This window comes from Martinezella multihospitum (assembly GCF_900094585.1).
Lineage (GTDB): Bacteria > Pseudomonadota > Alphaproteobacteria > Rhizobiales > Rhizobiaceae > Rhizobium > Rhizobium multihospitium.
The window spans coordinates 1,110,456-1,123,520 of the sequence record NZ_FMAG01000001.1 but is presented as its reverse complement, the minus strand read 5'-3'; the positions used below and the strand labels follow the sequence as shown (position 1 = coordinate 1,123,520).

The 13,065-nt window shown below is 59.9% G+C and carries 12 protein-coding genes; 6 read left to right on the top strand and 6 right to left on the bottom strand.

Annotated elements, in window-relative coordinates:
• Positions 1–57: 57 nt before the first annotated feature.
• Positions 58–573, top strand: coding sequence for a P-loop NTPase family protein (locus GA0061103_RS05100; protein ID WP_092707660.1), 516 nt, complete (start codon positions 58–60; stop codon positions 571–573).
• A 227-nt stretch (positions 574–800) separates the two neighbouring features.
• Positions 801–1,847: an isopenicillin N synthase family dioxygenase gene (locus GA0061103_RS05095; protein WP_092707658.1), complete on the top strand. Its 1,047-nt coding sequence runs from the start codon at positions 801–803 to the stop codon at positions 1,845–1,847.
• A gap of 63 nt (positions 1,848–1,910) precedes the next feature.
• Here the strand turns inward: GA0061103_RS05095 and GA0061103_RS05090 are convergent, their stop codons facing one another.
• Together GA0061103_RS05090 and GA0061103_RS05085 are read right to left on the bottom strand one after the other, a co-directional pair.
• Positions 1,911–2,231, bottom strand: coding sequence for a 2Fe-2S iron-sulfur cluster-binding protein (locus GA0061103_RS05090; RefSeq protein WP_092707656.1), 321 nt, complete (start codon positions 2,229–2,231; stop codon positions 1,911–1,913).
• Between the two features lie 29 nt (positions 2,232–2,260).
• Positions 2,261–3,493 carry a cytochrome P450 gene (locus GA0061103_RS05085; protein WP_092707654.1) on the bottom strand — a complete coding sequence of 411 codons (1,233 nt, stop codon included), beginning with the start codon at positions 3,491–3,493 and terminating at the stop codon, positions 2,261–2,263.
• Between the two features lie 123 nt (positions 3,494–3,616).
• Here GA0061103_RS05085 and GA0061103_RS05080 point away from each other — a divergent pair, with 123 nt between their 5' ends.
• Both GA0061103_RS05080 and GA0061103_RS05075 read left to right on the top strand, forming a co-directional pair.
• Positions 3,617–4,498 carry a helix-turn-helix transcriptional regulator gene (locus GA0061103_RS05080; RefSeq protein WP_245304661.1) on the top strand — a complete coding sequence of 294 codons (882 nt, stop codon included), beginning with the start codon at positions 3,617–3,619 and terminating at the stop codon, positions 4,496–4,498.
• A 148-nt stretch (positions 4,499–4,646) separates the two neighbouring features.
• A complete protein-coding gene (locus GA0061103_RS05075; RefSeq protein ID WP_092707652.1) occupies positions 4,647–5,573 on the top strand; it encodes a cation diffusion facilitator family transporter in 927 nt (308 codons plus the stop codon).
• Positions 5,574–5,580: 7 nt separating this feature from the next.
• Here the strand turns inward: GA0061103_RS05075 and GA0061103_RS05070 are convergent, their stop codons facing one another.
• The gene (locus GA0061103_RS05070; protein ID WP_092708679.1) at positions 5,581–6,477 is read right to left on the bottom strand and encodes a LysR family transcriptional regulator; all 897 of its coding nucleotides are present in this window, start codon (positions 6,475–6,477) and stop codon (positions 5,581–5,583) included.
• An 84-nt stretch (positions 6,478–6,561) separates the two neighbouring features.
• Between GA0061103_RS05070 and GA0061103_RS05065 the strand changes: the two genes are divergently transcribed.
• Positions 6,562–8,598, top strand: coding sequence for an FUSC family protein (locus GA0061103_RS05065; RefSeq protein ID WP_167376523.1), 2,037 nt, complete (start codon positions 6,562–6,564; stop codon positions 8,596–8,598).
• A gap of 3 nt (positions 8,599–8,601) precedes the next feature.
• Here the strand turns inward: GA0061103_RS05065 and GA0061103_RS05060 are convergent, their stop codons facing one another.
• From GA0061103_RS05060 to phnF, 3 genes are all read right to left on the bottom strand, one after another.
• A complete protein-coding gene (locus tag GA0061103_RS05060) occupies positions 8,602–9,702 on the bottom strand; it encodes an acyltransferase family protein (protein WP_245304660.1) in 1,101 nt (366 codons plus the stop codon).
• Between the two features lie 206 nt (positions 9,703–9,908).
• Complete coding sequence (locus tag GA0061103_RS05055; protein ID WP_092707646.1) at positions 9,909–10,730, bottom strand: class I SAM-dependent methyltransferase; 822 nt, start codon at positions 10,728–10,730, stop codon at positions 9,909–9,911.
• 101 nt (positions 10,731–10,831) lie between these two features.
• Entirely contained in the window at positions 10,832–11,590 is a 759-nt protein-coding gene (phnF, locus tag GA0061103_RS05050) for a phosphonate metabolism transcriptional regulator PhnF (protein ID WP_092707644.1), read from the bottom strand.
• A 222-nt stretch (positions 11,591–11,812) separates the two neighbouring features.
• Between phnF and GA0061103_RS05045 the strand changes: the two genes are divergently transcribed.
• Positions 11,813–13,060, top strand: coding sequence for an extracellular solute-binding protein (locus GA0061103_RS05045; protein WP_092707642.1), 1,248 nt, complete (start codon positions 11,813–11,815; stop codon positions 13,058–13,060).
• The last annotated feature ends 5 nt before the right edge of the window (positions 13,061–13,065 follow it).

The window sequence follows — 13,065 nt, the reverse complement described above, 5'->3', positions numbered from 1 at the left end:
GAACTCCGGCATCCTTGCTGGGTTTCCGACGGGCTCGAATTGTCAGGTTATCATCCAATGTCGCGCATCGCCATTTTGGGAAATGCAGGCGGTGGGAAATCCACCCTCGCCCGCAAATTGGGCGAGCGCCATGCGATCCCTCATTTCGAGATCGACCGGCTGCTCTGGCAGGAAGGCTGGGTTCCGGCACCACTTGAAGCCTATGTCGAGCAGCATGGACGGATCCTATCAGGTGAGAATTGGGTCATCGATGGCCTGGGGCACAAGAATTCGATCCCGGCACGGATAGATCGCGCGACCGAAATCATCCTCATCGATATGCCGCTCTGGATGCATTTCTGGCTTGCGGCAGAGCGGCAGATCGCCTGGCAGTCAGGCAAGCTCGAAAACACGCCCGGTGGACTTTCCGCCATGCCACCGACGCGAGATTTGTTCCGGACCATATGGGAGATCGAGCAAGACTGGATGCCCGGTATTCGCCGCCTGTGCGCGGAAGCCAAAAATGCCGGCAAAGCGCTGACACGGCTCGGCAGTGCCGATGAGCTGGATGCGTTTACGCAGGAATTGAAGTGAACTGCGAACTCAATGACTATTCAGGTAAGCGGCAGTCGCGAGAACGACGACCGTAAAACCATTCCAAAAGATCAGCGATCTTTGAGATTATCTTCTTTGCTTTGATAACCAAGGGCTTTTAGCCTTGCCTCAACCCATAAGAGCCATTTGCATCACCAAGGCTCGGACACGGCAGGCAACGGCATTGCGGTCCGAAAACAAAGACGAGCTTCGAAGAGGAAACCTCATTGCCCCGCCATACCACGCCGACTGGCTCCGACGCATCGCTTCCAACGCTTGATCTGTCGCGCCTTTACGCTTCGCCGGCAGAGCATCGGGCCTTTATCGCGGAGCTTCGCGCGGTGCTTTACGATCACGGCTTCTTCTATCTGACGGGGCACGGCGTCGATCCCAAGCTGATTGCCGACGTGGTAGCCACGGCCAAGCGTTTCTTCGCGCTGCCGATGGAAGAAAAGCTCAAGATCGAGATGGTCAAGTCGCCGCATTTCCGTGGCTACAATCGCGCCGGCCAGGAGCGTACCCGCGGCGAACAGGATTGGCGCGAGCAGCTCGACATCAACACCGAAAGCACACCCTTCGAGATCGGCCCGGATACGCCGACCTGGCGGCGCCTGCAGGGACCGAACCAATGGCCGGAGGCATTGCCCGAACTCAAGCCTCTGCTGCTTGCCTATCAAGCCGAGGTGACGCGCATCGGTATCGATGTGCTGAAGGCAATCGCCGCGGCTCTCGGCCAGCAGGAAAACGTCTTCGCCGATATCTACGAGCCGCAGGCCTCGCAGCTTCTGAAGATCATCCGCTATCCGGGCCGCGACGTTGCCGAAACGGACCAGGGCGTCGGCGCTCACAAGGATGGCGGCTTCGTCACCGTGCTGCTGCAGGACACCACGCCCGGCCTGCGCGTGCGCACGGAAGACGGCGTCTGGATCGACGCACCGCCTGTGCCGGGCACCTTCGTCATCAATACCGGCGAATTGCTTGAGCTTGCGACGAACGGCTTCGTCCGCGCCGACGTGCATGACGTCATCGCACCGCCTGCCGGCGTCGAGCGCTTCTCCGTCGCCTTCTTCCTGGGATCCCGGCCAGATGCGACGATCCCCGTCATCGAGCTGCCGGAGGAGCTGAAGCGATCGGAGCGCGGCATCTCGGTCGACCCTTTGAACCCGATCTTCCGTGAAGTCGGCCAGAACCAGCTGAAGAGCCGGCTGCGCTCCCACCCGGATGTTGCCCGTGCTCACTATGCCGATCTCCTGGCATCGGAACAATCGGTTTAGGCCGGATCCCGTCAAGATTTAGGCGAGATCGCTACATCGGTCGCCTCGTCTTGAGGCTAGCCCCTAGTGCTGGCTATCCGGCACGACGACACGCATGCCGTCGACGACGTTGCTTGCAAGGATCTGACAGCTCAAGCGGCTGTTCGGCGCCGGCTCCATCACGAATTCGATCATCGTCGCCTCTTCTTCGGAAGGCGGCGGCAGGAGGTCGAGATGAGGTTGTTCGATGTAGCAATGACAGGTACCACAGGCCAGGGCGCCGCCGCATTGCGCCACGATGCCGTCGATGCCGCTCCTGACGGCCACAGCCATCAGAGTCTCGCCCTCCTGCGCCTCAACGCGCGTCTCGCGACCAGCGGAATCGATGAACACGATTTCACACATTGCATTCTCCATGTTTTCGGCAAATCCGCTCAAGCGGCGACGAGTTTGATGTCGAGGCGTTCCGGGCCGCGCACCGACAACCCGCGTTTGTAGGCGGGATTGTCATCCAACAGCTCGATGGCGCGGGTACGGCGCAGGAGCGTCGAAAAAATGATCTCCATGTCCAGCCGCGCGAGATGATTGCCGAGACAGAAATGCGCGCCGCCGCCGAAAGCCAGATGGCGGTTGGGGGTACGCTCGACATTGAACACATCGGGTGAGCCAAATTGCTCCGGATCACGATTGGCCGCGCCATAGAGCAGGCCGATCTTCGTGCCCTTCGGGAGTGGCGTGCCCGCAATCGTCTTTTCTTCCGTCAGATAACGATGGAAGAACGGCAACGGCGACTCGAAGCGGAACATTTCCTGGATGGCAGTCGGCATCACCGCCGGAGTTTCGCGTAGCTTGTGCAGAGCATCGGGATATTGCATCAAAGCATGCATGCCGCTACCCAGCACATCGATGGTCGAGCCGTGTCCGGCCATGAGGATCAGCATGCAGGTGGAGACGAGCTCGTCTTCGGTCAGCTCGCCTGCAACATGCGCCTCGGTCAGCCGACAGAGAAGATCGTCGCGCGGATTGCGCACGCGTTCGGCGATGAGTTCCTTGAGGAGTTCGTAGAATTCCGTCGTCGCGCGTTCGGCGATTGCCTTGCGCTCGGCGCTGCGATCGACATCGAAATATTGCACGACCTCTTCCGACCACTTGCGCAACTGCCCGGCATATTCCTCCGGCACGCCGAGAACCGCGCCGATGATGTGGCCCGGAACTTGCGAGGCGAGATCTTCGACAAAATCGATCGTGCCCGCTTGCAGGAGACGGTCGAGCAGGCGGTCGACGAAATCCTGTATCATGCCGCGCTGGCGCGCAACGAGTGCCGGGGTAAATTCGCGGAACACCTTGCGGCGCAGCCGGTCATGGATTTCGCCATCGGAATCCAGGAGGCTGAATTGCACGAAGCGCGAATGGTTCGGCATGTCGTGCCAATTCTGCCGAACCTTCTGCTCCTGTATCTCCTCCGGGGAAAGAAAGAATTCGAGCGAGCGCACGAGCGTCTTGTCACCGGCGGCAACGGCCACATCCTGATAGCGCGACAGCAGCCATATGTCGAAATGCTCGTAATAGACCGGACCGGGAGTGGCACGCAGCTCACGGTAGGCGGCATAGGGATCGTCAGTGAACGCTTGCGAGAGCGGATCGAATGCTGGGGTTGCCGTCGGCATGATCAGGACCTTTGTCCATTCTGGTTTATCGCCTTAGAATACAGCGGCGCGGGATGAAAAGACATGGATGCCAACCGCAGCCATATGGATAAAACTCTCATTCCCCAATAGGGTTAGGTCGCCATGACCGATCAAGCGACTTCACCAGAACCCCTCCCCCTCGACGACGTCTTCTTTCAGACTCCGGGCAAGTTGTCTCGTGCCTTTCCTTACACGCTTCTCGCCGCCGGGCGCCGGATCTGCATGCCAGCGGAAATGCCGATCGCCCACCGCTTCAATCATCACACCCTGATCCTTACTCTCAGCGGAAAAGGCCTGTTGCAGGTCAACGGGGTCTCCAGCCTGCTGCATGAGGGGACGATCGCCTGGCTGGACTCCTCGATGTTGTATTCGCATCGGTGCGAGCCGCGGCATGCGCACTGGTCCTATCTGTGGGTGGGGTTTGTCGGACATGGGCTCGACACCCTGTTTGACAGCCTTGGCGTGGTCGCCAATCCGGTTTTCGACATGAAGGCCGTGCACAATCTACAAGGCTTATTCGAGGGAATCCTCGGTGAAGTGGAAGGAAGAGGCTTCTTTGCCGACAGCCAGTGCTTCGCCTTGCTCGCCCAGTTGATCTCTTCATTGGTATCGGAGCAGGCCCACAATGGCGATGCAGGCGGCGCCGTTCAGCGCCTGCAGCGGGTCATGGAGGCAGTTCGAGCCGATCTGGCGCACGCCTGGACGGTGGCGGAGCTCGCGCCGGCCGCCAATCTCAGCCAGGCACAACTGTTCCGACGCTTCCGTCAGAGAACGGGAACGACGCCTATGGACTGGCTGCGGCACGAGCGCGTAAATACCGCCAAGCGGCTGCTGGTGGTAACGGATGAGCAGATCGGCAAGATCGCCGCCAGATGCGGCTACCCCGATCCATTCCATTTTGCCCGTGACTTCAAGAAGCTCGTGGGCGTCACGCCGAGCGAGTTTCGACGGCAGGGCGAGAACGAGAGACCACGCCGATCCTGAGGTGATTGAGTGCCTCTCAGCTTACGCTTGAAGAGGTATTTCATGACAGAACCATCTCGATTGGCTTGGGACATATGACGCGATAGAAGTCTGGCGTGCATGCCAGATTATCCGAAGCGCATGCCGCACTCTGGCAGGGGATTAAGAAGTGACGACCGAACAAAGCGTCCTGCGCATTTCCATCATCGTGACCTTCGTTCTGGCCGTCGCCGGTATCGTCTTCGGCATTCTCTCCGGCTCCTATGCGATCGTCTTTGACGGCGTCTACGCGCTCACCGATGCAAGCATGACGATCGTTGCATTGATCGTTTCCAATCTGATCATATCGTCAGCGACGAACACGACACCCGCCGGCAAATTCGCCAAGCATTTCACCATGGGCTTCTGGCACCTCGAGCCCATGGTGCTTGGCCTCAATGGCGTTCTCCTGACGGGAGCCGCGATCTATGCCCTGATCAACGCCATCGGCAGCATCATGGCCGGCGGCCGTCCTCTCTCTTTCGATCAAGCCATCATCTACGCGGTGCTGACCATGATCATCGCCGTCCTGATGGCGGCCTATGGCAACCGCGCAAACAAGATGCTCAGATCCAATTTCATCGCACTGGACGCCAAGGCCTGGATCATGACAGGCTGCCTGAGCGGCGCACTGCTACTCGCCTTCATCTTCGGCTTTTTCATTCAGGGAACAAGCCTGCAATGGATGTCGCCCTATGTCGATCCGGTCGCTCTGGCTCTCGTCTGCCTCATCGTCATTCCCATGCCGATCGGAACGATCAAGCAGGCATTCGCCGACATCCTGCTCGTGACACCTGCGGATCTTCGGGAACATGTTGATCGCGTCGCGACCGACATAGTTCGACGCTACGATTTCTTATCCTACCGCTCCTATGTCGCGCGGGTCGGCCGCGGCAAGCAGATCGAGCTCTACTTCATTGTTCCACCGGATGGACCGGCGAAGAAGCTGGAGGAATGGGACCATATCCGCGACCAGATCGGCGAAGCGATCGGCGACGAAGGGCCGGACCGCTGGCTGACGATCGCTTTTACGACGGACCCGGAATGGGCCGATTGAGCGGCCGCTACCCCCGCCAATCCTTGAACACCTCGGCGAGAAAATCGACGAAACTGCGCACCTTGCGATCCGACGTGGCACGTCTTGGAAAGAGCGCATTGAGCTCGATATCATCGGCACGCTGCCATTGTGGGAGAACCGCTTCGAGTTCGCCGCGCGCAAAGTGCTGCGCAGCGAGTTGAGGCGATACCAGCGCTATGCCTGCGCCGGCGACGGCCTGGCGGATGATGGTCGTTACCTCGTTCGACATCAGGATCGGCTTGACGACGACCTCGGCCACATTGCTGGCCTCATCGAGCAAGCGCACCGTCGCCAAAGATGTCCCGGCACCCATGATCATGATGGCATGCTCTCTGAGATCCTGTGGACGTTCCGGGCGGCCGAACCTGTCGAGATAGGCGGGGCTTGCGGCAAGATGAGCGCGAGACCGTCCGAGCGTGCGCACAGAATAGCCGGAATCGGTGAGCGGTCCGGTTCGCAGCGCCACGTCGAAGCCATGCTCGATCAGGTCGAGGGGATAGTTGTCGTAAGTCAGGGCCAGCTGCACCTTTTGATAGTGCTGGCGAAACTCGCCCAGCCTTGGCTCCACGACGCTCAGGCCGAGCGTATAAGGCATGAGGACGCGCAGCATTCCCTGCGGCTCGATGCGCACCGCGCGTGCAGTCTGATCCGCCTCCTCCAGGATCTCTTCCGCCCTGATGCAGCGCTCGTAATAGTCGCGCCCGGCATCCGTGACCGATACGCGCCGGGTCGTGCGGTACAACAATTGAACGCCGAGATCGTCCTCCAGCTGTTTCACGCGGCGGCTGACGCTCGTCAAAGGCAGCCGCATCTGCGTCGCAGCGGCCGTGAAACTGCCGCGTTCCACGACGCGCAGAAAAATCCGAATGCTCTCGAGGTCCATGACCATATTCTACCGTTTTCAGCAACAATATATCTTGAATTTACGCCATTCTCCTTATTCGTCCATATCGTTATGGCTACGCACATGACCGTGGCACCTCTTAATTCAACAAGACTATTCAGCTCTGTGGCACATGGGCTTGCGCTGCCGCCATGGCTGACGTGGCCGGCAGTGGGTTTCGCGCTACGAACGACAGCGGCGTCGCTCGTCGCGCTCTACATCGCCTTCCTGCTCAATCTCGACGATCCGAAATGGGCGCCGATGACGGTCTGGATCGTTGCTCAATCCAACCGTGGCATGAGCCTTTCAAAAGGCCAGTACAGAATTTTGGGCACGATCATCGGAGCCGTCGCCGCAGTAACGATGGTGGCGCTTTTCGCGCAGGTGCCGGAGCTGTTCATTCTATTCCTCGCCCTATGGCTTGGAGTGTGCACCGCGCTCGCCACCGGCTTGCGCAATTTCCGCTCCTACGGTGCCGTGTTGGCAGGATACACCGCGGCTATCATCGCCTTCGATTCCATCAGCTCACCGCTGGAGGTCTTCGACATTGCGGTGGCACGGGTGATCTACATCGCCCTCGGGATCATGACGGAAGCGGTTTTTACCACCGTCTTCGCGCCCGGCACGCCGCTGCAGGAGACCCAGAACCGTCTGGCGTCATATCTCCGCCAGGTCTCCGATCTCTGCGCGCGCGCATTGCGCGGCCAGGTCAACACTTCGGGTTTCCAGCGGCTGCTGACGGGCGCGTTGGAACTGGATGTCGCGGCAGAATATGCCGCGGCAAGCTCCCGTTCCGTGCGTAGCCGTTTTGGCCATTTGCGCGGTGCCACAGTCGCGATGCTGACCCAAATGGCGATCGCCCAATCTCTGCGCGAACATCTCGCAACGAGACGGGATCTCGATGAACCTCTCGTCGAGAAAACAGCTATGACGCTCGACACCATCTGCTCCGCATCATCGGTCGATCCTAATACTATTGCCGCATTGCGGGCAGATGTGCGGATTGCACTCTCCGAAACTGTCGTCACCTCCGGCCATGCGATCCCGCCTCGGCTTCTGATCCTGGATCACCTCGACAGGCTGCTCGAAGCCGTCCATGGCGCACTCACGCGCCAGGCCCTGTTCTCGGACGAGAAGGCCCCGTCCTCAAGGCTCAGGCTCTCCTTCCACGTCGATCATCGCGACGCTGTCCAAAACGGTATCCGCACCTTCGTCGCCATCCTCATCGGATCGTGGTTCTGGATCGCAACCGCCTGGCCATCCGGTCCGAGCTTCATTGTCATCCTCGGTGTCATCTGTGCCCTGTTTGCCACCCGGCCCAATCCGGTGGTCGGTGGGATGGGTTTCCTCAAAGGCGGACTCGTCGCGGTGATTGCGGCAGCGATCTGCAATTTCGCCGTCCTGCCGATGCTGTCAGATTTTACCGAGCTGGCCATCGTCATCGGCATCATCATGTTTGCAACGGGGCTCGCCATGCGCAACGTCCGCACTGCCGCCGTGGCAACGAGCTTTGCCTTCCTGTTTCTGGATCTGGTCGGCCCGGATAATACCAGCCGCGTCGATGCGGCTTCTTTCATGAACGGTGCCCTGGCGCTGATCCTCGGCGTCGGAGCGGGCGTGCTCGTCTTCACGCTTCTCTTTCCATCCAACCTGCCGGCAAAGAGACGACGCCTGCAGCGTGCCGCGCTGCGCGACCTGGCGGATATCGGCCAGTCTCCGGCCCATTGGACGAGAGAGCATTGGCTGAGCAGGACGGCCGACCGCCTGGCAGGCCAGGCCGCGACGAATGCTGGTGTCTCGCAAATACAGGCCGAGGAGGATCTGCGCGGAATGCTTGCCGCACTTACGATCGGCGAGGCTACGATCACGCTCGCCGAACTGGGAAGAGAACATCCTCTTCTGGCCAAACCACTGGATATCGTGCTGCGCCAGCTCGGCCGCGGCGATCCGGCCCGTCTCGCAAAAGTCTCGCGCGCCGCCGCCCGCCATCTGTCGTACCGGATCGATCAACCCGAGGCGCCCGCACGTCACACCGTGATCCGCGCCGCAACGCAGCTGGATGCCATAGCCTCGGCGGCAGCGAACCATGCCGATTACCTTCGTGGAAGGCGAGTTGCCTGAGCGTCAAGCCTTCTCGGTATCAGCAGCTGGGAGAGCCCCGTCCGATGGGCGCTTCCGCTGCCCTTGCCGGAGCACGAGGCTCTGAACGCTGGATGTAAGCGGCTTCTCCACATATCGGAATAGCATCAGCGCAAATAGAGCGGCGACAAGCGAAGCGAAGACGACGAATAGCCCAAGCGGCAGAGCCCCACCGATCAGCTTCGCCCAAACGGCCCGCATTGGCCTGAGGATAAAAGGATGCGCGAGGTAGAGACTATAGGAGGCGTCGCCCAAAGCGACGCCCCATAGGACAATCCGCTTGCGCGGCAGGACGGGACCAATTGCGGCCACCAGAACGAACAGGGCTGCGGGCAAGCCGCTCCGCAGAAATTGCGGCAAGGCCGCGTCGTCCCAAGGTGCGGAGACGTGTACGAAGCCGATGAGCCCGATGGCGATCAGCCCGAGTGCCGCCGCAGCACCGATCCTGACGCCGCGCCGAAAGATCAGGGCAACATAGACGCCGAACAGGAACTCCAGAATGATCGGGCTCGTCCAGAAAGCGATCTGAATATGGTTCGGATCAACGAGCCTCCCGACCAGCGCCATGCCGATCATCAGTACCGATAGCCAAACGACACCCGGCCTTATCGGCAACAGCAGCGCGGCGGCAAAGAACACATAGAACAGCATCTCGTAGTTCAGCGTCCAGGCCAGGGCGAGCACCGGCCTGATCTCATCCATCCCACGCCCGGAGGGAATGAAGAAATAGGATGCCAGGACATGCTGCAGAGAGCCGATGGGCACGGCGAGCAGCGAGGGCGCCACCAACGCGCCGAGCAGCAGGGTACTCGTCAGCAGCCAGTAAAGCGGGATCACGCGTGCGCAGCGCCGCAGGAAGAAGCGCAATGAAGCGCCGCTTTTGCCGAATTCGGCAGCAGCCGTATGCATCATGATGAAGCCGGAGAGGACGAAGAAAATATCGACTCCGAAACCAAGATTCCACGCGGAACCATCGACCGCCGCGCGCCCCGTCTCTGCGGCCAACGGCCCAGTCTCGTGCAGAGCGTGGGCGATGACGACGGAGGAGGCTGCGAGCGCGCGCAACACCTGAAGATTCTGGAGCATGTGAGCGGATTTGCCGGCATTGCTGCCCGCATCCCGTCCCTCAGGTATTTCCTTATAAAACCTCACCAGAAAGCTCAGCGAATATTGCCTTGGATCTCCATTTGGTATCCAAGACAATATAACAACTCGTCGCCGCATGCATAAATATGCATAAATCGGCAATCCTGCTTTAGATTATAGTTATTCTTCAGTTAATCTTTCAGACTTTAGGCAGGATAGGCCGTCGCCAGAATGATATGTGCCTGAATTTTGGCAGCAACGTCACCGCTACCGTGTCTGGCTTCGATCGCGGCGGCGGCATAGTCCGTTGCAGCCTGCAGCTTCCCCGCATCTCTGGCCTCGATTTCGTTGCGAAGCAGAGTCCCCTGACAATAAGCGACGGCCGGAAGACGCGGTGAGGATGCCCGGCTTTGTTCGGCTCTCGTTTCGATCACGATTTCGGAGAAACCCGCGCTCTCGAGATCGCCGCGAATCCGATCCACATCGTGGTAGCCGTGCGGAGTGCGCGCCAGAAAGCGTGGCGGATCGTTCGGAAAAATCCGTGCAAGCGCGTTCGTGACGTCATCCGCGAATATGTTCTCCTCGATGCGATCCCAGACGTTGAACAGGAAATATCCGCCGGGCTTCAGAACACGGTTTGCCTCGCGATAGGCCGAGATGCGGTCCGGAAAAAACATGGCGCCGAACTGGCAAAAGACGAGATCGAAGGACGCATTTTCGAAGGGCAGCGACTGAGCATCCGCCTGCCGCCAAGTGATGCGGCTGTCGGGAGCCTGCCGCGAAGCGGCGTAATCGAGCATCGGCTGGTTGAGGTCGGTGACGACATAGCTTGCGCCGGAGGATAGCTTCGGCGCCAATGCGCGGGTGACAGCGCCGGTGCCTGCAGCGATTTCCAACACCGCGCCAGGCCGTAAGGACGCTGCTCGTCGGGCGATATCTGCCGCGTAAGGCTCGAATATCAACGGCACCATATGGCGGTCGTAATTTTCCGGAATCGAGCCAGCGAATACCTTGTCTGCCTCCAACATCGCATCACCCGCTGCGCGCCTGATAAAGCGCAATATTAGCATAGCGCGGCAGACACGTCATTCAGGCTCTGAAGAGACCCAGTCGCACGGAACCGATCTGTTCAGCCCGCGTCGCCGCGCGCAAGCACGTCCAGAAGCTGGCTGGTATTATCGATCGAGAACTGCACACGCTCGCCTGGCCAGACCGACTCCGAATAGGAAATCGGCGTGCCCTTGAGATCGACGTCCACCTTTCTCGACACAGCCACCGGCTGAGACATGGACTGGCAGAGCTGCTTCGCCTCTTCGCTCGTCGGCAGACGGACGACGATATCGGTGCGCAGGCGGATATAGTCTGGGATGCCGTACTCGGCCAGAATGACGGTCACGCTTCGCCCGCTGCGCCGCGCCTCGTCAAAGCCCGGAAAGCGACGCACGGGATAATAGGCATGCGAATAGTTGATCGGCTCCTCGTCGGCAAAACCCCGGCGGACGATATGGTAGACGGGTTCGCCATAGGGAAGCCGCAAAGCCTCCGCGATCATCTCGGAGGCAGGAACCACCTCTTCATGAATGGCCTGGCCGAGCGGCTCCCTGCCCTGATCGAGCAGATTTTGGGAGAAGCGCGTGCGTTCGGACAGGCGGTAATCAAGGCGACTATCCCTGACAAAGGTTCCGCGCCCCTGCTCGACCAGCACGAGCCCCCGGCTTTCGAGACGGGAAATGGCGCGCCTAATGGTGTGTCGTCCGACGCCGAACCGCTCCATCAGGTCGGCTTCCGTCGGAAGCTGCGCCTTTGGTGACAGGCGACCGGTCAGGATATCCTCCGCAATATCGCTTTCGACCTGTTGCCATTGCCCGTGCAGCAATTTCTTCTCCATGCCTGCCTTCCGAATTCAACCATGTCATTCGAATGTCATATATCGGCTACAGCATCGATTTTCAATCTGTGCCCGATATCGGAAATCCAACAAACAGCAGTCAAAGTCAATTTCGCCATCGAGCTTTGGCGCTTAGCCACATTTCCCTTCATATGGGTGTCACTCGCCATCGTTAGGTAAATATCCGAATGTTTTATTAATCATTCGGATATTGAGGATAAGATGGTAGGACTTAATCGTCGTCAATTTATCGCGGGCACGACCGCAGTCATCGGCACATCAATCGCTATGACCGGCAAGGCCCAGTCCGCCGATGCGGCTATCGAGATTTCGAGCACCTGGGGCTCCGACAAGCCGTTCCAGAAGGTTGTCGACGCTTTCAACGCCAAGCAGCTCGGCATAACCGTTACCAACCGTTTCGACGGCGACTATGAGGCCGTGACCGCCAAGGCCGTCGCAAGCGTCGCCGCCGGCCGTCCGCCAGCCATGATGATCACCGGCTGGAAGTTCGGCTATTTCGCCAAGCGCACGCTCGGCGCCCGCGACCTGCGCGAAATCAACGCCGCAAAGGCAGAGGCGATCCTCGCCAATTTCCGCCCGTCGGTGCTGCCGCTGGTGACCATCGACGGCGCAGTCATCGGCCTTCCCTGGGCGATGTCGACGCCGATCACCTATATCAACAGCGACATGTGGAAGGCTGCCGGCCTCGATTCCAATCTGCCGGAAACGCCTGATACCAAGTGGCTCTATGAGAGCGCGCGCAAGCTCGATGCGGCCCTCAAGGGCAAGCATCCGACCTATCGTTCGCCGATCTCGCTTTCGAATAACGAGTGGACGAGCCAGTCTTTCATCCAGAACGCCGGCGGCTTCATCATCGATCCCGATGGCAAGCTGGCACTCAACAGCCCGGAAGCCATCACCGGCATGAGCGAATATTGCGCCCCGGCCCATGAAGGCCTCTGGCTGCCGGTCAGCGACAAGGAGCAGACGGCTGCATTCCAGTCCGGCGCGCTTGCGATCTGCACGACCAGCTCGACGGCTGCCGTCACTTTCCCATTCGGCGCCGCAAAAGCTGTCACGACCAAGTTCCCCGGGCTCACAGGACATCAGCGCAAGATGAACAGCGGCGGCAATTTCCTCGCCATCTACACGCGCAACAAGGAACAGGCGGAAGCCTCGCTTGCGTTCCTCGAATTCTGCGCCTCGAAGGAAGGCCAGACGCTCTGGTCCCAGACCGGCTACCTCAATACCTCGACACACGACATTCCGCTCATCAACGAGTTCATGAAGCCGGCGGCCGCTCAGCTCAGCGATGGCCTGACTGCGGAGACCATCTGGCCAGGCAAGCGCGGCCTCGAGGGCCAGGCCGTGTGGCGCAAGTGGGTCTCGCGCATGCTGCTGAAGGAAACGACGGTTGCCGACGGCATCAAGGGCGCTCATGACGAACTTGCTGGGCTGATTTCGGCATAGGCTTA

What these genes read in the sequence shown, in the direction of transcription:
- GA0061103_RS05100 (WP_092707660.1), top strand. Translation starts at nt 58, where the DNA reads ATGTCGCGCATCGCCATTTTGGGAAATGCAGGCGGTGGGAAATCCACC.
- GA0061103_RS05090 (WP_092707656.1), bottom strand. Translation starts at nt 2,231, where the DNA reads ATGTGTGAAATCGTGTTCATCGATTCCGCTGGTCGCGAGACGCGCGTT.
- GA0061103_RS05085 (WP_092707654.1), bottom strand. Translation starts at nt 3,493, where the DNA reads ATGCCGACGGCAACCCCAGCATTCGATCCGCTCTCGCAAGCGTTCACT.
- GA0061103_RS05080 (WP_245304661.1), top strand. Translation starts at nt 3,617, where the DNA reads ATGACCGATCAAGCGACTTCACCAGAACCCCTCCCCCTCGACGACGTC.
- GA0061103_RS05070 (WP_092708679.1), bottom strand. Translation starts at nt 6,477, where the DNA reads ATGGACCTCGAGAGCATTCGGATTTTTCTGCGCGTCGTGGAACGCGGC.
- GA0061103_RS05065 (WP_167376523.1), top strand. Translation starts at nt 6,562, where the DNA reads ATGACCGTGGCACCTCTTAATTCAACAAGACTATTCAGCTCTGTGGCA.
- GA0061103_RS05060 (WP_245304660.1), bottom strand. Translation starts at nt 9,702, where the DNA reads ATGCTCCAGAATCTTCAGGTGTTGCGCGCGCTCGCAGCCTCCTCCGTC.
- GA0061103_RS05055 (WP_092707646.1), bottom strand. Translation starts at nt 10,730, where the DNA reads ATGTTGGAGGCAGACAAGGTATTCGCTGGCTCGATTCCGGAAAATTAC.
- phnF (WP_092707644.1), bottom strand. Translation starts at nt 11,590, where the DNA reads ATGGAGAAGAAATTGCTGCACGGGCAATGGCAACAGGTCGAAAGCGAT.
- GA0061103_RS05045 (WP_092707642.1), top strand. Translation starts at nt 11,813, where the DNA reads ATGGTAGGACTTAATCGTCGTCAATTTATCGCGGGCACGACCGCAGTC.